23 protein-coding genes and 1 other annotated feature are annotated in these 20,404 nt (G+C 41.3%); of the genes, 1 reads left to right on the top strand and 22 read right to left on the bottom strand.

Annotated elements, in window-relative coordinates:
* Window positions 1-8 precede the first annotated feature (8 nt).
* The 10 genes from smpB to ybeY form a co-directional block, all read right to left on the bottom strand.
* A complete protein-coding gene (gene smpB, locus HT720_RS01145; RefSeq protein WP_001051750.1) occupies window positions 9-476 on the bottom strand; it encodes an SsrA-binding protein SmpB in 468 nt (155 codons plus the stop codon).
* A complete protein-coding gene (gene rnr, locus HT720_RS01140; RefSeq protein WP_173274461.1) occupies window positions 439-2,793 on the bottom strand; it encodes a ribonuclease R in 2,355 nt (784 codons plus the stop codon). Before rnr ends, smpB begins: the two co-directional genes overlap by 38 nt.
* A gap of 100 nt (window positions 2,794-2,893) precedes the next feature.
* On the bottom strand, window positions 2,894-3,127 hold the full coding sequence (gene secG, locus HT720_RS01135; RefSeq protein WP_000282517.1) for a preprotein translocase subunit SecG: 234 nt from the start codon (window positions 3,125-3,127) through the stop codon (window positions 2,894-2,896).
* A gap of 39 nt (window positions 3,128-3,166) precedes the next feature.
* Entirely contained in the window at window positions 3,167-3,316 is a 150-nt protein-coding gene (gene rpmG / locus HT720_RS01130) for a 50S ribosomal protein L33 (RefSeq protein ID WP_001809104.1), read from the bottom strand.
* Window positions 3,316-4,515 (bottom strand): multidrug efflux MFS transporter, encoded by a 1,200-nt coding sequence (locus HT720_RS01125; protein ID WP_173274460.1) that lies wholly within the window; start codon window positions 4,513-4,515, stop codon window positions 3,316-3,318. Before HT720_RS01125 ends, rpmG begins: the two co-directional genes overlap by 1 nt.
* Window positions 4,502-5,107 (bottom strand): dephospho-CoA kinase, encoded by a 606-nt coding sequence (gene coaE / locus HT720_RS01120; RefSeq protein WP_173252981.1) that lies wholly within the window; start codon window positions 5,105-5,107, stop codon window positions 4,502-4,504. The genes HT720_RS01125 and coaE overlap by 14 nt, the downstream gene beginning before the upstream one ends.
* Entirely contained in the window at window positions 5,107-5,931 is an 825-nt protein-coding gene (gene mutM, locus HT720_RS01115; RefSeq protein WP_173252982.1) for a DNA-formamidopyrimidine glycosylase, read from the bottom strand. Before mutM ends, coaE begins: the two co-directional genes overlap by 1 nt.
* Window positions 5,932-5,979: 48 nt before the next feature.
* Window positions 5,980-6,879 carry a GTPase Era gene (era, locus tag HT720_RS01110; protein ID WP_173252983.1) on the bottom strand — a complete coding sequence of 300 codons (900 nt, stop codon included), beginning with the start codon at window positions 6,877-6,879 and terminating at the stop codon, window positions 5,980-5,982.
* A gap of 16 nt (window positions 6,880-6,895) precedes the next feature.
* Entirely contained in the window at window positions 6,896-7,291 is a 396-nt protein-coding gene (locus HT720_RS01105; RefSeq protein ID WP_000378165.1) for a diacylglycerol kinase, read from the bottom strand.
* The gene (ybeY, locus tag HT720_RS01100) at window positions 7,272-7,769 is read right to left on the bottom strand and encodes an rRNA maturation RNase YbeY (protein ID WP_000275156.1); all 498 of its coding nucleotides are present in this window, start codon (window positions 7,767-7,769) and stop codon (window positions 7,272-7,274) included. Before ybeY ends, HT720_RS01105 begins: the two co-directional genes overlap by 20 nt.
* Before the next feature lie 104 nt (window positions 7,770-7,873).
* On the opposite strand from ybeY, the gene pavA reads away from it, so the two are divergent.
* Window positions 7,874-9,529 (top strand): Rqc2 family fibronectin-binding protein PavA, encoded by a 1,656-nt coding sequence (gene pavA / locus HT720_RS01095; protein WP_173274459.1) that lies wholly within the window; start codon window positions 7,874-7,876, stop codon window positions 9,527-9,529.
* A gap of 60 nt (window positions 9,530-9,589) precedes the next feature.
* Here the strand turns inward: pavA and HT720_RS01090 are convergent, their stop codons facing one another.
* From HT720_RS01090 to HT720_RS01040, 12 genes are all read right to left on the bottom strand, one after another.
* Entirely contained in the window at window positions 9,590-11,302 is a 1,713-nt protein-coding gene (locus HT720_RS01090; RefSeq protein WP_173274458.1) for a glucosaminidase domain-containing protein, read from the bottom strand.
* Between the two features lie 98 nt (window positions 11,303-11,400).
* Window positions 11,401-12,387, bottom strand: a complete 987-nt coding sequence (locus HT720_RS01085) for a dihydroorotate dehydrogenase (RefSeq protein ID WP_173274573.1) — start codon at window positions 12,385-12,387, stop codon at window positions 11,401-11,403.
* On the bottom strand, window positions 12,350-13,150 hold the full coding sequence (locus HT720_RS01080) for a dihydroorotate dehydrogenase electron transfer subunit (protein ID WP_173274457.1): 801 nt from the start codon (window positions 13,148-13,150) through the stop codon (window positions 12,350-12,352). The genes HT720_RS01085 and HT720_RS01080 overlap by 38 nt, the downstream gene beginning before the upstream one ends.
* Window positions 13,151-13,398: 248 nt before the next feature.
* Entirely contained in the window at window positions 13,399-13,779 is a 381-nt protein-coding gene (locus HT720_RS01075; protein ID WP_000157153.1) for a VOC family protein, read from the bottom strand.
* Window positions 13,780-13,837: 58 nt separating this feature from the next.
* Complete coding sequence (gene rplT, locus HT720_RS01070) at window positions 13,838-14,197, bottom strand: 50S ribosomal protein L20 (protein WP_000124834.1); 360 nt, start codon at window positions 14,195-14,197, stop codon at window positions 13,838-13,840.
* A 51-nt stretch (window positions 14,198-14,248) separates the two neighbouring features.
* Window positions 14,249-14,449, bottom strand: a complete 201-nt coding sequence (gene rpmI, locus HT720_RS01065) for a 50S ribosomal protein L35 (protein WP_001125943.1) — start codon at window positions 14,447-14,449, stop codon at window positions 14,249-14,251.
* Window positions 14,450-14,481: 32 nt separating this feature from the next.
* Entirely contained in the window at window positions 14,482-15,012 is a 531-nt protein-coding gene (infC, locus tag HT720_RS01060; RefSeq protein ID WP_000848180.1) for a translation initiation factor IF-3, read from the bottom strand.
* 15 nt (window positions 15,013-15,027) lie between these two features.
* Window positions 15,028-15,159, bottom strand: a sequence feature (ribosomal protein L20 leader region).
* 160 nt (window positions 15,160-15,319) lie between these two features.
* The gene (locus HT720_RS01055) at window positions 15,320-16,504 is read right to left on the bottom strand and encodes a hypothetical protein (protein ID WP_173274456.1); all 1,185 of its coding nucleotides are present in this window, start codon (window positions 16,502-16,504) and stop codon (window positions 15,320-15,322) included.
* 3 nt (window positions 16,505-16,507) lie between these two features.
* Window positions 16,508-17,095 carry an ABC transporter ATP-binding protein gene (locus tag HT720_RS01050; RefSeq protein WP_173274455.1) on the bottom strand — a complete coding sequence of 196 codons (588 nt, stop codon included), beginning with the start codon at window positions 17,093-17,095 and terminating at the stop codon, window positions 16,508-16,510.
* A gap of 20 nt (window positions 17,096-17,115) precedes the next feature.
* Window positions 17,116-17,304: a hypothetical protein gene (locus HT720_RS10385; protein ID WP_061087823.1), complete on the bottom strand. Its 189-nt coding sequence runs from the start codon at window positions 17,302-17,304 to the stop codon at window positions 17,116-17,118.
* 169 nt (window positions 17,305-17,473) lie between these two features.
* Window positions 17,474-19,723: a DNA internalization-related competence protein ComEC/Rec2 gene (locus HT720_RS01045; protein WP_173274454.1), complete on the bottom strand. Its 2,250-nt coding sequence runs from the start codon at window positions 19,721-19,723 to the stop codon at window positions 17,474-17,476.
* Window positions 19,707-20,345: a helix-hairpin-helix domain-containing protein gene (locus HT720_RS01040; RefSeq protein ID WP_173274453.1), complete on the bottom strand. Its 639-nt coding sequence runs from the start codon at window positions 20,343-20,345 to the stop codon at window positions 19,707-19,709. Before HT720_RS01040 ends, HT720_RS01045 begins: the two co-directional genes overlap by 17 nt.
* Window positions 20,346-20,404: the final 59 nt, after the last annotated feature.

The raw sequence follows: 20,404 nt of genomic DNA, 5'->3' as shown, positions 1-20,404 counted from the left end.
TCCTCTTTTTATCGCTGATTAACAGCTTTCATAACACGCGCGATGTCGCGGTTTTGCTCACGTCGTTTGATAGACTCCCGTTTGTCATAGTCATGCTTCCCTTTAGCTAGACCTAAAAGGAGTTTAGCGTAACCATCTTTGATATAGACTTTAAGAGGAACCAGGGTCATTCCTGTTCCTTTAGTCTCTTGTTCCAATTTTTGAATTTGCTTTTTATGGAGCAAGAGTTTGCGACGGCGTTCTGGTTCCTGGTTCCAGATATTTCCCTCTTCGTAAGGAGCGATATGAACATTGCTCAACCAGACCTCCCCATTTTTCACTTGAGCAAAGCCATCCTTGAGATTGATTCGAGCTGCTCGCACACTCTTGATTTCAGTTCCAGTCAGGACCATCCCTGCCTCTAGCGTATCTACGATAGTATAGTCGTGGCGCGCCTTTTTATTTTGTGCGACGACCTTTCCCTCGCCCTTTGCCATGCTTGGCTCCTTTCTTAGCTACTTCCTTGTAAAAAGGTTTCTTCCCTTTTTTCTTCTTGTCTTTTTGTAAATGCTTGCACTTATCATTTGAGCGTCCTGATTTTCTCTTGTCTTCCTTCTTATCTGAACGACGATTTGAACCACGCCCTCTGTCTTTGCGACCAGCTTGTTTCAAGCCTTTTTCAATCACATCAAACTCACTTGGGATGTAAGAGAAGTCGATTTCACCAGTCATCTTATCCGCTCTTTCAACCCGAATACGAATCTGTTGACCTACACGGAAGGTTGTACCCGATTTCTCCCCACGCAGGGTCAAATCACGCTCATTGAAATGATAAAATTCAGGTAAATTAGTGATGTGAATCAAACCCTCAACTGTATTCGGCAATTCAACAAAGAGACCGAATTTAACAATGCTAGACACAACCGCATCGTACTCTTCGCCCACGTATTCTTCCATATACTCAGCCTTTTTCATGGCTTCGACTTCACGCTCAGCCTCGATAGCACGACGCTCACGGTTAGAAGACTGGGTCGCAATCTCTGGAATCACTTGCTCAAAATGCTCGGCCATTTCTTTAGAACGGCCGTAATCACGAATCATACGGTGAACAAGAAGGTCTGGATAACGACGAATCGGACTGGTAAAGTGAGTATAATAGTCAGCAGCTAGTCCATAGTGGCCGTGATTGTGCTCAGAATAGCGAGCCTGCTGCATGGAGCGAAGAAGCATCATGGACAATACATCCGCATAAGGTTCTCCCTCAACTGCTCGCATAATATCTTGAAGTGCCTCTTGACTCATTTCACTAGCAGTCCCATAGATTCGAATACCGAAACTCGAAGCATAATCAATAAACTTCTGAACCTTTTCAGCCTTAGGCTCCTCGTGAATTCGATAGATAAAAGGTAGGTCCAGCTTGCTAAAATGCTCAGCAACTGTTTCATTGGCCATCAACATGAAGGACTCAATCATGCGCTCTGCAATGCCACGCTGACGAAGAACGATATCAACAGGCTTACCTTGTTTATCCACTAAAATCTTAGCTTCATTGGTATCAAAATTGAGGGCACCACGTTTCACACGCATGTTTTCTAAAATTTCATGGAGCTTAGCCATGAGTTCGATACTAGGAACAATTTTATGATATTCTTTTCTCTTTTCTTCATCGCCAGCTAGGATATCATTGACATCGCTATAGGTCATACGAAAACTGGTCTTGATAACTGTTTGTGTAATGGTATAGTTAACCACACGACCATGTTTATCAATCTCCATAATGGCAGACTGGGTCAGACGGTCAACTTGGGGATTGAGAGAGCAGATGCCATTTGACAATCGTTCTGGAAGCATTGGCACCACTCGGTCTGTTACATAGACTGAAGTCGCGCGGTTAAGGGCTTCCTTATCAAGGGCAGAACCCTCGGTCACATAGTAGGAAACATCTGCGATGTGAACTCCGAGTTCCAGATTGCCATTTTTCATAGGCTTGATGTGAACTGCGTCGTCCAAGTCCTTGGCATCCGCACCGTCAATGGTAAAGGTAATTTCATCTCTTAGATCCAGACGACCTTCCATATCCTTTTGAGACGGAGCGTCAGGCACACTTTCTGCTTCCTTAACAACAGCTTCTGGAAACTCGGATACAATGTCCATTGATTCCAAGACCTCAAGAACATCAATTCCGACATCCGTTGAGTGTCCCACCACATCGAGAACACTCGCGACAAAGAAATCATGTTTCTTGCTTGGGTATTTATCGATAAAGACTTTGAGAACTTCTGTTCCTTCTAATTTTAGGGCTGGTTTCTTAACATAAATCGGTTGACTGATTTTCTGATTTTTTGAACGAATATAGCCAGCATACTTAGGCTTTTCCTGATCCAGAACGATTTGCCCGACAACTGTTGTCAAACTGTGTTCTAGGATATCAATAATTTTGGCTTCTGCTGCTGTTCCCTTATTGCGGTCAGCGACTTTCTTAATCACTACCTCGACGGTATCACCATCAATAGCATAGTTGACATCATTTTTCCCTACAAAAAGGTCGTCCTCCTCGCCTTCCAGACTAACAAAGCCAAAGCCATTTTTATGGGCATGAAAAATCCCCTTGAGGGTAATCTCATGTTTTTTCTTAATTTCTAATGTCAGACTGCCATCTTCTTCAAAGCGAATCTGGTGCTTTCTTTCCATTAAGGACAAGGTTTTAATCAACTCACGAAAATCCTTGGCCCCGTCTTTTCCCAAAGCCTGAGCCAAGTCATTGACAGTCACCTTTCCCTTGTCTTGTAAATATTCTTTTATTCTATCTTTCATATTTTCTTTCTAGATTTTTTATTTTCTTTTACTGTAAAACCTTCTCAAATATCTTTTAAAAATAAAAAGAGGCAAAGACCTAGTCCTGCCCATTATTTTCTTATCTACTTGATAATACCGTCAATGCTAAGGCAATGGCTAGCCAGAAAAAGACTAAAATCCCTGTCAAACGCTGCATTACAGCTTCAAAACCGCGTGCTTTACTGCGTTCAAACAAATCACCTGAGCTGGCATCAAATACATTGCTGGATTGGTTTTTGGTTGGTTGCATGAAAATCGCAATCACAATCACAACAGATAATACTAATAAAATGGTTAATAATAGGTTATACATATCAAACTCCTTAAAATCCCTATTATTTTACCATAAAATCTACTTAGATTCAAGATGTAGGGTTACTTTTCTTTCCTTGGGACAATACTTTAAAACCTCAATCTTGTCTGGATGGGTTTTTGAATTTTTACTGGTTAGGTAATTGATACTGCCACAAGAGGAGCATTTGAGATTAATTTTTACTCGCACTAGATTTCCTTTACTTTTAATAATGTTCGAAATTGAAGAAGGTTAAAGAGACAACTAAAGGCAACACAAAGGCTTGTCGCATAAAATACTGCATGGTAGCCAAATTGACCTGCTACTGCAGAACCTGACATGGGCCCAACGACACCTCCCAGATAAAAGAATACCTGATTGAAGGCAAAGACCCTCGAAATACCAGCTTTGGGCGTCATCTTGCTGAGAAGGGCATTGACCCCAGGTATCAGCGCACCAGTTCCCAAGCCAAAGAGGAAACGATAGAGTCCTAGTTGGAGGGGGCTAGAGGCATTGGCACAGAGGAGATAGATGATAACTGAATAAAACTGGGCTACAACCAAGAGGCGATGGTTGCCCACCTTGTCACCTAGCTTTCCCATGACTCCTGCACTCATCATACTGGAAAAGCCCATACTGGATACAATCAAACCAGATACAAAAAGAAGATTCTCTGTCTGGCCTAAATCACGTACATACAGAGCTAAGATAGGGCCGATTGATTGGGCAGAAAATTGGATGACAAAACTGGTCAGAAAGAGGTTGACCAAAAGATAGGGATATTTAACTGATGTAAATAATTCCTTTGTTGGGATGGCCTTTTCCTTGGCTACTGGTTGAAAATCTTCCTTGATAAAGCAAATAGTCAAAACAGCAGCTAAAAACAGAAAACTACCAACCAGTAGGAAAACTGTACGAATGCCAAATAATTCTGCAATAAATCCCCCGATAAAGGGACCAGTTAGAGTACCTGCAACTACGCCTGTAGACAAAGTACCTAAGGCAGAGCCTGATTTCTCCTTGGGAACCTGACTGGCTATCAGAGCTGTTGCATTGGGAACAAAACCCGCAAATACACCATTCAGTAAACGAAGAAAGATTAGCCAATAGATATTTGGGACAAAGGATAAGCCTCCCATAGTAATGGTCATGGCAAGCCCAGCACGAATCATCATGGGTTTTCGGCCGTATTTGTCAGCAAGAATCCCCCAGATAGGAGAAAAGAGCGCCGCGGAAATAGCAGAGACAGAAATAGCTAAGCCTGCATAAAAAGCAGCTTGATCACTCCCTACACCTAAATTTTCCACAAAGATGGGCATAAAAGGCACAACCAAGGAAATACTGGCTCCTGTCAGAAAATTACCAAACCAGGCAATACGCAGATTATCCTTCCAGTTAATCTCTGTCATCTTGCTTACCTCCCTCAAGAAAGGTAAGCACTTGAGTTAGAAGCTGACTCTGATCGCCATTATTATCAAGAATTTTGCTAGCCAAATCTTTCTTTTTCTCTAAAGGCCACTGGGCTGCCAGACGAAACTCAGCTTCATCTTTGGACAAGTGGTCCCTTTTCATTAAGCGTTCTACTTGGACATCTCGGTCCACATAGACCAACCAAGTCTCATCAAACCAAGCGCTGTAGTCCTGCTCAAAAAGTAGGGGAATATCCATGAAGAAAATCTCTTCTGTCTGAGCAAACTGGTCTCTCAACGTAGCTAGTTCCTCACGGATAATCTCTCCTTGAGTTATCCTAGACCATTCCCGTTCTTCAGGATTTGAAAAGATGAGACTAGCTAGGAGAGGGCGATTGAGTTCTTCGTTTGCAAGGATGATTTCTTGCCCAAAGTGCTGGACTAGAGCCTTAAACAGACGACCACCAGGTTTCTGTAGTTGGTGGACGACTGCGTCGGCATCCACTACTTGAAAGCCTTGCTTTCTTAGAAAATTTGTCACAGTTGACTTACCAGAGGCAATTCCCCCAGTGATTCCAATGATTTTTCCCATCAGTCCCTCCTTTGACACTGAGGACAAAAATGGGTGCCTCGTCCGCCTAGTTGGATTTTCTCAATGATGGTACCACAGCGTACACATTCTTGACCAGTCTTATCATAGACCTGATGAAAATCCTGCATGGTTCCATCTTCACCAAAGGCATTGGTATAGGTCCTAATGGTGGAACCACCTTTTTCAACAGCCTGGCCCAAAACAGCAATAGTCTGGTCATGAATGGCAGTCGCTTCCTCTGCTGTCAAAGTCTGGGAAGGTCTAGCTGGATGAACCTGAGCTCGCCAGAGAACCTCATCCACATAGATATTGCCAAGTCCAGCTACCAAGGTCTGGTCTAAAAGATGGGATTTGATAGGCTTTTTAGACTTGGATAGGGCAGCTTGAAAGACCTGCAAATCAAAGTCTTGTTCGCTTGGTTCAGGACCTAATTTTTTAGAAATAAAATAGGCGTCTAAAAGGTCAGGCTCCAAGAGTTCCATAGTACCAAACTTGCGAACATCCTCATAAACAAGCGTGCCACCATCCTCAAACTGAAAGAAAACATGGGCATGCTTGCGTTCTGGCACTTGATCTGGATAATAAAAATACTTGCCCTCCATCCGCAGATGGGAAATCAAGACCTTGTCTGTCAGGTAGAAAAGCAAATACTTGCCACGACGTCCCATTGACTCAACAACTTGACCAGGTACTTCCTTTTGAAACTCGTCCAAATCTGTCTTAATCATCTTGGGATAGCGAATTTCTACACTCGAAATCTTCTTTCCTATAATCAATTTTTCCAAGCCACGTCGAACGGTTTCAACCTCAGGTAATTCAGGCATAAGTCCTCCTTCTGTAAAAACAAGAAGCAGGCATGAGCCCACCTCTACTTAGTATTCTTTTTCATTATAGCCAAAGTCAGCCAAATCTAGCTTTTTATCGCGCCAGTTTTTCTTGACCTTGACCCATGTTTCTAGGAAGACCTTGTCTCCTAGCATGAGTTCAATATCACGACGGGCCATGCTACCGATTTTCTTAAGCATAGCACCACCTTTACCGATGATAATCCCTTTTTGGCTATCGCGCTCGACCATGATGGTTGCACGGATGTGAACCTTGTCTGTCTCTTCGTCTCGTTTCATAGAATCCACAACTACTGCAACAGAATGCGGAATCTCTTCACGAGTTAGGTGCAAAACTTTCTCGCGAACCATTTCTGAAACCAAGAAACGTTCTGGATGGTCTGTGATTTGATCAGACGGGAAATATTGGAAACCTTCGTCCAAATTTTCACTCAAAATATCCACTAGACGAGAGACGTTATTCCCTTGAAGAGCTGAGATTGGAACGATTTCCTTGAAGTCCATCTGATTTCGGAAGTCATCAATCTGAGACAAGAGCTGGTCTGGATGGACCTTATCGATTTTATTCACCACCAAAATCACAGGAACCTTGGCAGACTTGAGGCGTTCGATAATCATATCGTCCCCTTTGCCACGCGCTTCATCAGCAGGCACCATGAAAAGAACGGTATCCACTTCGCGAAGGGTACTGTAGGCAGACTCAACCATGAAATCTCCGAGAGCCGTTTTAGGTTTGTGAATCCCTGGTGTGTCGATAAAAACGATTTGCTCCTTATCAGTGGTGTAAATCCCCATGATTTTGTTACGCGTTGTCTGCGCTTTATCACTCATGATGGCAATCTTTTGCCCCATAACGTGATTTAAAAAGGTTGACTTCCCAACATTGGGGCGTCCTAAAATGGCTACAAAGCCTGATTTAAAAGTCATAATTTCCTCTTACTGTTTAAAATATTAAGTCCCAGATTCGTGGGAGAAAAATCAATGCGCCTGTTAAGGCTGCGAAAAGAGAGACCACCAATACCGCGCCAGCCGCCATATCCTTGGCATTTTTAGCCAGCATGGAAAAGTGATAGTGACTGGCCAAATCCACCACATTTTCAATAGCAGAGTTGATAATTTCAAAGGCTACTACCAAGAAAATGCTCAATAGGAGAAAGAGCCATTCGATTCGTGACACCTGAAAAACAAAACCTGCAAGAATGACTACAAGAGCCGTCACTGCATGTTTTCGCATATTGCGTTCTTCCTTGATGGCAGTAAAAATTCCTGTGAGGGCAAATTCTAAACTGGATATCAGGTCACGATTTTTCCATTTTCGTTTATTGTCTTGTGAGTCCATAGGCTGTCAAAATTTCTTCTTGTAAACCGAACATCTCCGCTTCTTCTTCCGGAGTGTAGTGATCATAGCCGTTGATATGTAAAAAGCCGTGTACTGCCAAGAAGCCCATCTCACGCTCAAAGCTATGGCCATATTCCTCGGCCTGCTCATGAGCCTTATCGATAGAGATGAATAGTTCCCCAATATAGGCATCAAACTCAGACATCATCTCTGCCAATTCCGGATTTTCAAGCAAATCTTCCTCATCAAAGGCAATTTCCAACTCTGGTTTATACTCAAGGCTGATAACATCTGTCGGACGGTCGGTGTCACGGTACTCTAGATTGAGTTCATGGCTACGCTCGTTGGTCACAAAAGTGACTGCCATTTCCTTGTCTTCTTTTCCTAATTTTTGGGCTGCAAATTCCAAAATTTCTTGGGTTTGTTGCAACATTTCTTTTGAAACTTGACCAGTTTCATCTACCATTTCAATATACATGTGCTTCTCGTTTCTCTTTACTTGGCTTTATTATACCACATTTCCATGATTTTATTCTACCTTTTTGATATAATACTATGGAATACAATCACAAGGAGAGAACGATGTCATTTGACGGATTTTTTTTACACCACATGGTTGAGGAATTGCGAAGAGAGTTAGTGAATGGTCGCATCCAGAAAATCAATCAGCCTTTTGAACAAGAATTAGTCTTGCAAATCCGCAGCAATCGCCAAAGCCATCGCCTGCTCCTTTCTGCCCATCCTGTTTTTGGACGCATTCAGCTGACCCAAACAACTTTTGAAAATCCAGCCCAACCCTCTACCTTTATCATGGTTTTGAGAAAATATTTGCAGGGTGCCCTGATTGAGTCGATCGAGCAAGTGGAAAATGACCGTATTGTGGAAATGACAGTTTCCAATAAAAACGAGATTGGAGACCATATCCAGGCTACCTTGATTATCGAGATTATGGGTAAACACAGTAATATTCTACTGGTCGATAAAAGCAGTCATAAAATCCTCGAAGTTATCAAACACGTCGGCTTTTCACAAAATAGCTACCGCACCTTGCTTCCTGGGTCGACCTATATCGCTCCGCCAGGTACGGAATCTCTCAATCCTTTTACGATCAAGGATGAAAAGCTCTTTGAAATCCTACAAACACAGGAAACGACAGCTAAAAACCTTCAAATCCTCTTTCAAGGTCTGGGACGCGATACGGCAAATGAATTGGAAAGGATACTGGTTAGTGAAAAACTTTCCGCTTTCCGAAACTTTTTCAATCAGGAAACCAAACCATGCTTGACTGAGACTTCCTTCAGCCCAGTTCCTTTTGCAAATCAGATGGGAGAACCATTTACCAGTCTTTCTGATTTGTTGGACACCTACTACAAGGATAAGGCTGAGCGCGACCGTGTCAAACAGCAAGCCAGTGAACTCATTCGCCGTGTTGAAAATGAACTTCAAAAAAATCGTCATAAGCTTAAAAAACAAGAAAAAGAGTTACTGGCGACAGACAACGCTGAAGAATTTCGTCAAAAAGGAGAATTGCTGACAACCTTCCTCCACCAAGTGCCTAACGACCAAGACCAGGTTATCCTAGACAACTACTACACTAATCAACCTGTCACAATTGCGCTGGATAAAGCTCTAACACCCAACCAGAATGCCCAACGCTATTTTAAACGGTATCAGAAACTCAAAGAAGCTGTCAAATACTTGACTGATCTGATTGAGGAAACCAAGGCAACCATTCTCTATCTGGAAAGTGTAGAAACCGTCCTCAACCAAGCTGGACTGGAAGAAATCGCTGAAATCCGTGAAGAATTGATTCAAACTGGTTTTATCCGCAGAAGACAGCGGGAGAAAACCCAAAAACGTAAAAAACCAGAACAGTATCTAGCAAGCGATGGCAAAACCATCATCTATGTCGGCCGAAACAACCTACAAAACGAGGAGCTAACCTTTAAAATGGCACGCAAGGAGGAACTTTGGTTCCATGCCAAGGACATTCCTGGAAGCCATGTTGTCATCTCAGGAAATCTTGACCCATCTGATGAAGTCAAGACAGACGCAGCAGAGTTAGCTGCCTACTTCTCTCAAGGGCGCCTGTCAAATCTGGTTCAGGTAGATATGATTGAAATCAAGAAACTCAACAAACCGACTGGTGGAAAACCCGGCTTTGTAACCTATACCGGACAAAAGACCCTCCGTGTCACACCAGATCCCGAAAAAATTGCATCCATGAAAAAATCCTGATTTTACTTGAAATCAGGATTTTTAACATAATATTCACTCAAATCATATCCAATTATAGGACTAATCTTTGCCACCTAGTTTCTCGTTGATTTTCATCATCACACTAGCAATTTTTTCGCCCCAATAAGGGTCAGAGGCATATTCCACATTCATACCAGACGCCTTATTTCCAAGGAAAGTTCTACCCCTATCGATATAATTTTCCTTAATCCACTTGGTTGCACCTAAAATTCCCTTATCCACATCATCAAATGTCTTGGCAGAAAGGTAAGGTGTTGTGTCATAGGCTGTAATTCCAAAGAAATTATTCTTATCTTTGGCAATCTTACTTCTTCCCCAGTCACTTTCTAAGGCACTATGGGCAAGGAGGTAGAGGGCATTGATATGGTAATGTTCTTCGGCTTCCTTAAAGGTGGCTCCCTTATTTTCCAAGAGACTATTGTCAATATTTAACAGACTAAATACCTTATCCAAGTCTTCAGCACTGTAGTTTGTAGCCTCTGTCAAATTTTTGAAAAGGAAGGGATTTTCAAGGTTAAAACCATCAAAATGCAGCCCATCTGCCGAATAATATTTCTTGCCTACTTCCATATCAGAAAGATGAGAAGCTACTGGGATACTAGCATTCTGAGTCACATAGTGATAAAGACGGTGTCCATCACTCTCATAATAAGGGATAAAGTCCTTACTAGCATCTAGTGCTTGTAAATCTTCTGTTTTCATATAGCCTGACAAACCAGAAATAGTAATAGCCAGGCGCTTGTCATCACTTTTTCTATCCTTATCTAGCCAGACGACACTAGCTTGCGATATATAGGAGAGCTTTTCACCATCTGCATTATAAACATTTGCTGTGACAGGTACGACTTGATAATAAGCAGCATTTTCATTTGTAGCTTTTTCTCCAAGCCATTTACCGTCGCTTCCAAGCTGATAACCATCTACAGTCTCATTTTTCGCCATGTAGCCACCAGATTTGAAGTAGTACCAGGCTTGGCTTTTAGCATCGTATACCCATTCTTTCTCAGCCATTTTACCATCAGACTTGAGGTAAAACCATGACTTCTTATCCCAAATCCATTCATTGGCTGCCATATAGCCACCAGATTTTAGATAATAATAGTGACCATTTTCGAAAATCCATTCTTTATCAGCATGATTTCCATTTTCTTTGATGTAAAACCAAGATTGGTATTGTTTGTCAAAAAGCCAACCTTGCTGTACTTTGGCACCACTGGCATTCACATAAGCCTGGTCAATCCACTGACTTGTCAGTAGATAACCACCAGATTTAAAATAATAGTCCTTCCCTTTAATTTGGAGCCATTCTTTCTCTGCGTGTTGTCCATCTGCTTTGATGTAAAACCAAGCGTCGTATTGAGAATCATAGACCCAGTCTTCTATTACTTTGGCACCTGTTGCACCGACATAGGAAGCTCCTAGCCAAGCATTTCTTTTCATCTTTCCATTTTGGTCAAGATAATAGAAGGCTCCCTTGTCTTCTACCCATTCTGACTTAGCCATATAGCCACCAGATTTGAGGTAAAAATAGTCTTCACCTTGTTTTAGCCATTCATTTTCAGCATAGTTGGCATCTTCTTTTATATAAAACCAAGATTGATAATGAGCATCAAAGACCCACTCATTGGCTGCTTGACTGCCGTCTGCTTTCAGGTATTGTTTTCCTTGCCAAGTACCATCACTAGCCATTGCACTCTCTGGTCTAGCTAAGAAAAATAGCAGGACTAAAAAAATAAATCTCAATTTCTTCATTAATTTTCTTCCTCTGTTCTTACTCATTTCATTATATCAAAATTCTCTATAATGAACATTACAAACTAATAAAAAATCAAGAACAGATTGATTGCAGTTTACCTCAAAGACTCTTTTACTTCTTTGCGTAGATTTTCCAGACTGCTAATGCCGTATTTGTCCATGACTTTTGGCAGATTTTCAATAATATCAGGACAGGCGTAAGGATTGGTAAAGTTGGCTGTTCCAACTCCGATAGCAGAGGCACCCGCCAGATACATTTCTAGGGCAGCTTCAGCCGAATCCACTCCCCCCATTCCAATGATGGGAAGGTCTGTTGTTTGAGCGACTTGGCGGATGAGTTTGAGGGCTACTGGAAAGACTGCTGGACCAGACATTCCACCTGTTCCATTGGCCAAAATTGGTTTTCTGGTTTTGAGGTCAAAGCGCATTCCAACTAAAGTATTGATCATGGTTAAGCCACTTGCCCCTGCATCTTCTGCTGCTTTTGCGACGGTGACAATATCTGTCACACTAGGGGTTAGTTTGACATAAACTGGTACATCTGACGCCTCTACAGCTGCCTTTACTACATCATAAGCCAAATCTGGATCTTGACCAATCAAAAGTCCGTGATTACAGTGGTCAACATTGGGGCAAGAAATATTGAGCTCGATAGCCTTTACATTGGCTGCCTTGGAAATACCACTAGAAACGGCCGCATACTCTTGTTTTGAAAAACCAGCCACATTGGCAATAATAGGAAGATTTGGATATTCTCTTTCCAGCCAAGGCAGTTTTTCAGCCAAAACAACCTCTAAACTCGGATTTTGCAAACCAATTGCATTGAGCATACCAGCGGGTGTTTCTGCCACCCTTGGAGTTGGATTGCCAAAACGGGGTTCAAGAGTTGTCGCCTTGATCATAATAGAACCTAAAAGGTCTAAATCATAGTACTTGGCATACTCTTGTCCAAAACCAAAACAGCCTGATGCTGGAATAATCGGATTTTTCAAATCCAAGCCTGGTAGAGAAACTTGTAAACGATTTCTAGTCATGATTTTCTCCTTATAGTACAACTGTTCCTGTGCGGAAAACAGGGCCATCTTCACAGACACGTTGGCTGACCGTCTCGCTTTCTGGCACTTTTAGGACACAGGCGTAGCAGGCACCCATCCCACAAGCCATACGAGATTCCAGAGATAGATAGGCTCTTGGGTGGTCATAAAAGGTTTGATTGATATACTTCATCATTCCAGGCGCCCCACATGAGTAAACAGCATCAAACTGACTGTCTAAGTCATTGATAACAACGGAAACATTTCCCTTGATACCATAAGAACCATCATCTGTCGTTACAAAGACTTGACCATATTGAACTAATTCCGTCTCTAAAATAACAGCATCCTTATTAGCAAAACCGAGAACAGTCACTACTTTTACTCCACGCGCATGCAATTCCTTGGCCACCTCAAGCAAGGGTGGGACACCAATCCCCCCTCCAACTAAGAGAACCTGGCTCTGCTCATCTAGGTCGGACAAGTCAAAACCATTTCCCTGAGGGCCCATCACATCAAGAGTATCTCCCTGACTTAAGGTTGAAAAAATAGCTGTCCCAGCCCCTTCAATCCGATAAATAAGATGACACTGCTTGTTTACCTTATCAATAGACGAAATTGAAATAGGGCGACGCAAAAGATGGGCGTCATCAGGCACACGCAGATGTAGAAATTGGCCTGCTCGCATAGCTTCAACCATTTCCCCTTCTAGGACTAATTCAAAGATTGCTGGCGCGATTTCCTCTTGTGCGACCACCTTCATGGTTTCCAAACGAATTGCACCCAAACGTTTCTTACATGTGGGATTCATGACTTTTCCTCCTTAAATTTTAAGGGGTCCAGACAAAGAAAAGACCTTGCTAGTGCAAGGCCTCAGTTAAAATCGTACAACAGAAGAGAGCACACTCAAAAAGTCTCCTCTAGAAAATTGTACTATTCTTTTATCTGACACCTTGTGAGTCTCTCTGGACTCCCCTTAAAGGTTAAATTTTTATTAGTATACTCTTTCAACCAAAAAAAGTCAAGTAGAAAACGAACATTCTACTTGACTTCACGAGATTATTTTTCACGAATGACTTCGACCTTGTAGCCATCAGGGTCTTTGACAAAGTAATAGTTAGGTGCAGTTCCTGGTAGGCCATTTGGCTCAGTCACTTCATAACCTTTTGCACTGTGCTCTTGATGAAGAGCTTCAAGATCGGGTGTACTGAGGGCGATATGGGCAAATCCATCTCCAACCACATAAGGACCATGATCGTAGTTATAAGTCAACTCCAACTCATAGTCGTCACCCTCAAGTCCTAGATAGACAATCGTGAAGGCATGGTCTGGAAAATCTCTGCGACGCAATTCTTTAAAACCAAAAGCATCTTGATAGAATGCAATTGATTTTTCAAGATTTTCTACTCGCAAGCAAGTATGTAGCATTTTTGAAGCCATATTTTTCTCCTTAATTTTTAAAAAGACTGGGACAATCCTGTTCCAGTCTTATCTGTTATTATTTACCAAGTTTTGCTTTAGCTGCATCTGCAAGAGCTGTGAAAGCTGCTGCATCGTTAACAGCCAAGTCAGCAAGCATTTTACGGTTAACTTCGATCTCAGCCAATTTCAAACCATGCATCAATTGTGAGTATGAAAGTCCGTTCATACGAGCTGCCGCGTTGATACGAGTGATCCACAATTTGCGGAAGTCACGTTTTTTCTGACGACGGTCACGGTATGCATAGTAGTAAGAGTTCATTACTTGTTCTTTTGCAGTACGGAACAAGATGTGTTTAGCTCCATAGTAACCTTTTGCTAATTTAAGAATACGTTTACGACGTTTGCGTGATACAACGCCACCTTTAACACGTGCCATGTTTTATTTCCTCCAAATATTTCCTAGAATTGTTTACTTACAGTCAAGCTATTATTTCAAGCGAGTAAGCATTGCTTTGATACGTTTGTAATCTCCTGAATGCACCATAGATGCTTTACGAAGATGACGACGTTGTTTCTTAGTTTTTCCGTGGAAACGGTGAGAAGTGTAAGCACGGAAACGTTTAAGTCCACCAGAACCTGTACGTTTGAAACGTTTAGCTGATGCGCGGTGTGTTTTTTGTTTTGGCATGATTTTTTCTCCTTTATTTAACTTTCTGACAATTATTTTTTGTCAGTCGCTGGCGCCAATTGCATGAACATTTGACGTCCATCCATTTTAGCACGTTGTTCGATGATGGCAATATCTTGAGTTGCTTCAGCAAACTCGGCTAAAACTTTTGCACCAATCTCTTTATGGGTAATCATACGACCCTTAAAGCGAATAGATACCTTAACTTTATTTCCTTTTTCAAGGAATTTGCGTGCATTGCGAAGTTTTGTATCAAAGTCACCCTTGTCAATAGTTGGACTTAGACGAACTTCTTTCACAGTAACAACACTTTGTTTTTTACGTTGTTCTTTTTGCTTCTTCTGGTACTCAAATTTGAACTTACCGTAGTCCATAATTTTTGCAACAGGCGGTTTGGCTTGGGGTTGAATCAATACTAGGTCAACATTAGCGTTATCAGCCAAAGCTTGCGCTTCACTGAGTGGCTTGATGCCTAGCTGTTCTCCTTCAAGACCAATCAAGCGAACTTCACGTACACGAATCTCATCATTGATGAATAAGTCTTGCTTTGCTATGGTTTTCACCTCTTTTGTTTTATTAGAGAAAAACAATAGCGGACTCGTAAATATACAAGCCCGCACGTTATGATAGCGTTTCTTAGAAACTTTTCATCCGTAGGGCCAGGCAACTTAATGTCACAAGGCGAGAAGCTCTCACTTCTGCTTTTCTCAACTTTTATATGATACCAAGTTTTCTAGCCCTTGTCAAGATAAAAAGTTATTTTTTTGAAAAGTTTGTGTTTGTATTTTGGCTTGGTTTTCGAATCAAAAAGAGAGAATCAAGTTGATTCCCTCTCTATGTTAGTTTTTCCTTACTTTCCCTATAGGAAAGCTAGGATCTATTAAAAAATTCTTTTTTATGTGAACTTCCCCATCTTTCGATAAATAGAATCCCCACTAACAAAAGGATAATCAGGCAAGGAAGTAAAACTAGCCCCATGTCCCAATTTAGATTGACATTATCAATTTGCTTAGGTAATCTTCCAGATAAAATCTCCACTGAACGCAAGTAAGTAAAGGGAATCAGATGTGCAATCCTTTGAAGAGGCTGAATTGTTTGGATGCCAAACAATAAGCCAACAATCCCAATGAGTGAAAGAAAGAGTACAGGCATTTTTTGCTTGAAAAAGTAAGTAATCAAGTACACTACTTCCACAATGACGATAAAGGCTAAGAAAGCTAAGAACAAGCCAGGAAATAACACATCTTGTATCTTTCCAATAGTTACCTCTTGATTCACTAAGCTATAAATCGGGTAGGGATAATCTAACTGTCCAAAACCACTTATCAGACTTCCCACTAGAAAAGAAAATCCGCTGATTCCGATAAACAGCACAGTTACATAGCCCACTCCAACTCCAAGAGAGGACATGGCAAATGCCACTTTTGAAAAAGGATATAAGTGAGCTGTGTCCAAATGATTTTGATATCTTTCTGCAAATAATTGCGTTAGCATAAAAATAATAGCAATCACAAACAAGCTTGGGATGATAAGCTCTAAAATCCAGACAATCTGATCAATCCCGTGGGTCGGATAAACTAAATTGTGGGCTTTTATGTTCAAGGGATATAGGGCTTGGTAAGTCTTTCGTTGGCGGTCAACCGCCATTTTTAAGTCAGAACTAGAAGTCGGTTGCTTCGATACAATTTCATAACTCTTTTCCTCATCTTGCCACTGCAAATAGTAGGCTTCTTTCCAGCGTCCTTCTCTTAACAAAGCCAGAATTTCTTTCTTTTGAGTCGAAAGATTTTTTTCCGATTCTAAATTAATTTTAGCAATCTGGTATTCCTCCGAGTTGGTATCAGATATTTGGGAGAGTTTCTCTTCATATTCATTGATGACTCTCTCATCTTTTACAAGACGGGTTTCCAACTCGCTCTCCAAGCTGACGGAGTTTGCAGTCTGACTATTAAAATAAAAGGTAACACCGAGTCCAGATACAAATAAAGCTAAGATAATCCAGTTTAAGCGACTTTTGAAAACTTTTTTCAATAAAAATAGACTAACATCTTTCATAAACTAAACCTCTTCTATTTGCCCCTGATGAATGGTTACTACTCTATCGCAAACATCAAGCAACTCTTCCTTATAGTGGGAACTTAAAAGAACCAGCTGTTCTTGCCTATCGATTTGTGCCAGCCTATCAAAAAACTTCTGTCGATAATACTCATCTAAGCCATTTGTAATCTCATCCATGAGCCAGCATTTCGCCTGACTGAGGAAATACATGGCAATCACCAAACGTTGCTTCATGCCTAAGGAATACTTGCGGATGGGAAGACTGATATAGTCAGGCATTTCCCAGTAATCAATTTCATCCCTCAAGTTCAGACCTGACTTCCAGATGTTTTTTATGAGGCGAAGGTAGTCCATCCCACTTAAGTTTTCATCCAGCCATTCAATACTCTCATAATAAAACAAAGAAGGAGGGGCTGCTATATCTCCGCTACTTATAGGAATTAAATTGCTAATGGCGCGGAACAGTGTCGTCTTTCCAGAGCCATTTATAGCAAGAATACCATAAATCCTACCCTTTTCAAATGTAAAATCAACATCTTGTAAGATGACTTGTCGCGTTTTTAAGGTCACATGAGTAAGCTGCAACATATCTAGCCCTCCTTTTTGGATTAATAGCTTCCGCTGTAGTAGTTTAGTACCTCATAACGATTGTAATTCAAACCAGAACCAACTTTATACTCTGAATAGCTGTCATAACGATACCATAACAGGGAATTAATATAGTTATATCTCTGGCAATTCATACTAGACTTATAGTAGGTATTCCAATCATACCTATAACTTTTAGTCACTATCACAGCAGATACACTAGACTGAAAAAGACCAATAGATCATAAACTAACTAATTAAACGGTTTTTACTAATTTTTAATGGTTTTATATCATTAACATTGAATACGTTTTCATTATATCGTTTTTATCATTATTATGCAACAGATTTTTAGTTTATTTTACTAATATATAGTATTTATCCTTCCCATCGAACGCTTTCTATTTTCCAACTATTCCACCCTTTAAAGCGTATAGCTCCTTGCTGGTCAGTTCGATATACTTTGCTATTTATAGCTTCCAGTCGGGTCAGGGTTTCCTGATGGGGGAGTTTCGCTCGATTGTTCTTTCCAACTGAGATAAGAGTAAGCTCTGGTTTGAATTTTTCTAGAAAGGCTGAACTTGATGATTTTTTATTACCATGTTGACCAGCTTTCAAGACATCCACTTCTAGGTCAGGATAATGCTTCAGCAAGTCCTTCTCTCCTTTCTCCTCCAAATTTCCTGTGAAAAGAAAATTTTTATCCAAGAGTTTTCCATACAAAACCAGGGAATCTTCATGATCTCCATCTCCTATTTTCCTTGGAGATAGGACTTCTAACTGACTTCCAAAAATTGTCAACTTCTCTCCCGTTGTCACACTACGCACCTTGCTTTGAGTCGTCTGTAGTTCTGCCACAAATTGCTTCTGCTTCAAACTGCCTTTTGATACTAAAATTTCGCCTACATGGAATGCCTTGCTCACCTCCAGCAAATCTCCAACATGCTCCCTGTCTGTATTGGTCAAAATTAGCTGGTCAATCTTGGCCACTCCTCGACTTTTAAGATAGGGTATCAAGGTTCGCTGGGCAATGCTGGTCGTCGCCTTTTCTTGCCAAGCCTCGATTTTCTTATCAGATTCTGCCTTGCCACCTACATCTATGAGAATGGTTTTACCAGTTACATCCCGTAGGAAAATACTTTCCCCCTGCCCAACATCCAGCATGGTAATTTCATTTTCCAGTGGATGCTTTGTCAAGAAAAAGAGTCCTGTAATCAACAAGCTCAATACTGCTAGCCTTTTAATGTTTTTCCTCAAATCATAGACCAAAGCCAAGGAAATTAACAATAAGATTAAAAGCCATGCATTGGGTTGTCCAAAGACCAGAGGTCTACTTGTCATCTGCGAGACCAAGCGAATCATTCCCTCCAACCATTCAAAGATAAAATTCAGCTGAATGACTGGGTAGAGAAAGGAAAGGGCAAATAAGATAGACAAGAGCGGTAAGAAGACCAAATCAAATAGAAAGGAAAAGACAAAGGTCAAGAGGATGGACCAAGGTTGAAATTCCGCAAAATAGAAGGATAGAATGGGTAATATTCCCAAAGAAATAACCAGACTTTCTCTAGCAACAGCCTTGAGCCCCTCCCCTTCTTTGCTAGTCATAGTCAAGATAAAAGCGTAAGCGCAGGACAAAACTCCTCCTGCAGTCAGGAAAAAGTTGGGCATGATGATAAAGAGGACAAGCACGGTCAAGGCAAAATTATCCAAGCCCTTAACACCATGTTGAGCCAGTAACTTCTGCAAGAGACTGCGAATAACCGATGCTGAAAATCCTGTCAGACCAGCATAGATAAGGGAAAAGGGATAAGTCAGCCATTTCAACTTTTCTTGAGTCAAGCCCAATCGCAAAAGTATTTTCTTAAAGCCATCCATGAAAAATCCTACCTGCATACCGGACAATGCAAAAAGATGAATAATTCCTAGACTAGAATAAAGCTCATTCATCTCCTCAAAATCTGTGTCCAGATGCCCTAACAAAAGCCCCGTCATGTAATTGCGCATAGGGTCTGGAAAGTGCGTCTTAATCCAAACCACAGCCTTTCGACGTAAACTGGACAGGTTTTCACCTATATCCCAACTACGAACTTGTTTAAGTGACTGGATTCTTTTGATATTGAGAGTCTGGTAAATTCCCTGAGTCTTCAGATAGGCTTGGTAGTCAAAGCCACCAAAATTTCTCTGCCCTTCTGGCTCCGAAAGTTTTCCTTCTAGTTCTAAGTCATGAAGGGCTGTTAAAGCTTGAAATTGTTCTTTCTCCTCCTCGGACTGGAGTTTATAATAGACTTGGAAAATTCGTCCGTCAGACTTGCCACGAAAGGATAGACTGTCACCATTGACCTTAATAGTGTCAGGCAAAATCCGTACCCTTTCAACAAAATCCGCTAAGTTTTGACTCGCTTGACTCTGTTGCCAATTTTGAAACAGAAACCAGAAGCCAAAGACTCCACAAATCGCTAGAACTCTGCCTGCTGATTTCCAAGGAAATTGAATAAAGAGACAAACTAGCAGAAAAACGAAGCCCAACAGCGCTAGATAGGACACTGAGAAAATGGCGTAGTAAAGCCAAAGCAATAGAAAACTCAGGTAAATTAGGGGAATAGGGAGTTTCTTAATCCACTGTAACATAGTCTTTTAGCTTTTCTATCGTTTTAGCACCAATGCCAGAGACCTTCTTAAGTTCATCAACCGACTTGAATTTGCCATTCGTCTCACGATGGTCTATAATATCCTGGGCTCGTTTTCCTCCCAAGCCTTTGACCTGCTTGAGTTCTTCCAGACTGGCCTTGTTAATATTGACCTTCTTGTCCTTGATTGTTGAAGAAGGCGCTCCAGAACCTGCCTGTTGACTAGCTACTTCTTCTCCCTTAGATGGAACGTAAACAAGAGCCTCATCACTAACTTTCTGAGCTAGATTGAGCGACTTGCTATCGGCTTGCTCTGTCAAACCACCTGCCTTCTGAACAGCATCATTGACCCGACTACCTACAGGCAAATCATAAATCCCTGGTGATTTGACAGCACCTTTCACATCTACTGTGATTAGATCTTGTTCAACAGGTTCTTCCTTCACTTCCTTTTCAGTCGATGAATCCTTGGAAACCGCTGAAACTTCTGCCTGCAAATTCGTTTCCTTGACAGGTGTTGGTGAAGCTGGCTTTAGCAGGAAAAATCCGCCTACAAGCAAGCCCAGACCAGTACAGATAACAATGATTTTATACTCTTTAATTTTCTCGATAATTGCTTCCATATTTTCTCCTCTCTTAGATTATTCGTAAGAGAAAGAAAAAACAGTTGAAAATTTCTTCT

It is taken from the genome of Streptococcus sp. 68 (assembly GCF_013277415.1).
Lineage (GTDB): Bacteria > Bacillota > Bacilli > Lactobacillales > Streptococcaceae > Streptococcus.
Note: the sequence above shows the minus strand (reverse complement) of the source record. Positions and strands in the feature narration are given on the sequence as shown.

Coding starts and splice junctions, on each gene's coding strand:
- era (WP_173252983.1), bottom strand. CDS start 6,879: ATGACTTTTAAATCAGGCTTTGTAGCCATTTTAGGACGCCCCAATGTT.
- rplT (WP_000124834.1), bottom strand. CDS start 14,197: ATGGCACGTGTTAAAGGTGGCGTTGTATCACGCAAACGTCGTAAACGT.
- rpmI (WP_001125943.1), bottom strand. CDS start 14,449: ATGCCAAAACAAAAAACACACCGCGCATCAGCTAAACGTTTCAAACGT.
- HT720_RS01080 (WP_173274457.1), bottom strand. CDS start 13,150: ATGAATCCCACATGTAAGAAACGTTTGGGTGCAATTCGTTTGGAAACC.
- HT720_RS01125 (WP_173274460.1), bottom strand. CDS start 4,515: ATGACAGAGATTAACTGGAAGGATAATCTGCGTATTGCCTGGTTTGGT.
- HT720_RS01090 (WP_173274458.1), bottom strand. CDS start 11,302: ATGAAGAAATTGAGATTTATTTTTTTAGTCCTGCTATTTTTCTTAGCT.
- pavA (WP_173274459.1), top strand. CDS start 7,874: ATGTCATTTGACGGATTTTTTTTACACCACATGGTTGAGGAATTGCGA.
- coaE (WP_173252981.1), bottom strand. CDS start 5,107: ATGGGAAAAATCATTGGAATCACTGGGGGAATTGCCTCTGGTAAGTCA.
- HT720_RS01055 (WP_173274456.1), bottom strand. CDS start 16,504: ATGAAAGATGTTAGTCTATTTTTATTGAAAAAAGTTTTCAAAAGTCGC.
- HT720_RS01050 (WP_173274455.1), bottom strand. CDS start 17,095: ATGTTGCAGCTTACTCATGTGACCTTAAAAACGCGACAAGTCATCTTA.
- ybeY (WP_000275156.1), bottom strand. CDS start 7,769: ATGTATATTGAAATGGTAGATGAAACTGGTCAAGTTTCAAAAGAAATG.
- mutM (WP_173252982.1), bottom strand. CDS start 5,931: ATGCCTGAATTACCTGAGGTTGAAACCGTTCGACGTGGCTTGGAAAAA.
- HT720_RS01085 (WP_173274573.1), bottom strand. CDS start 12,387: ATGGCCCTGTTTTCCGCACAGGAACAGTTGTACTATAAGGAGAAAATC.
- HT720_RS01105 (WP_000378165.1), bottom strand. CDS start 7,291: ATGGACTCACAAGACAATAAACGAAAATGGAAAAATCGTGACCTGATA.
- smpB (WP_001051750.1), bottom strand. CDS start 476: ATGGCAAAGGGCGAGGGAAAGGTCGTCGCACAAAATAAAAAGGCGCGC.
- rnr (WP_173274461.1), bottom strand. CDS start 2,793: ATGAAAGATAGAATAAAAGAATATTTACAAGACAAGGGAAAGGTGACT.
- secG (WP_000282517.1), bottom strand. CDS start 3,127: ATGTATAACCTATTATTAACCATTTTATTAGTATTATCTGTTGTGATT.
- HT720_RS01040 (WP_173274453.1), bottom strand. CDS start 20,345: ATGGAAGCAATTATCGAGAAAATTAAAGAGTATAAAATCATTGTTATC.
- HT720_RS01075 (WP_000157153.1), bottom strand. CDS start 13,779: ATGGCTTCAAAAATGCTACATACTTGCTTGCGAGTAGAAAATCTTGAA.
- HT720_RS01045 (WP_173274454.1), bottom strand. CDS start 19,723: ATGTTACAGTGGATTAAGAAACTCCCTATTCCCCTAATTTACCTGAGT.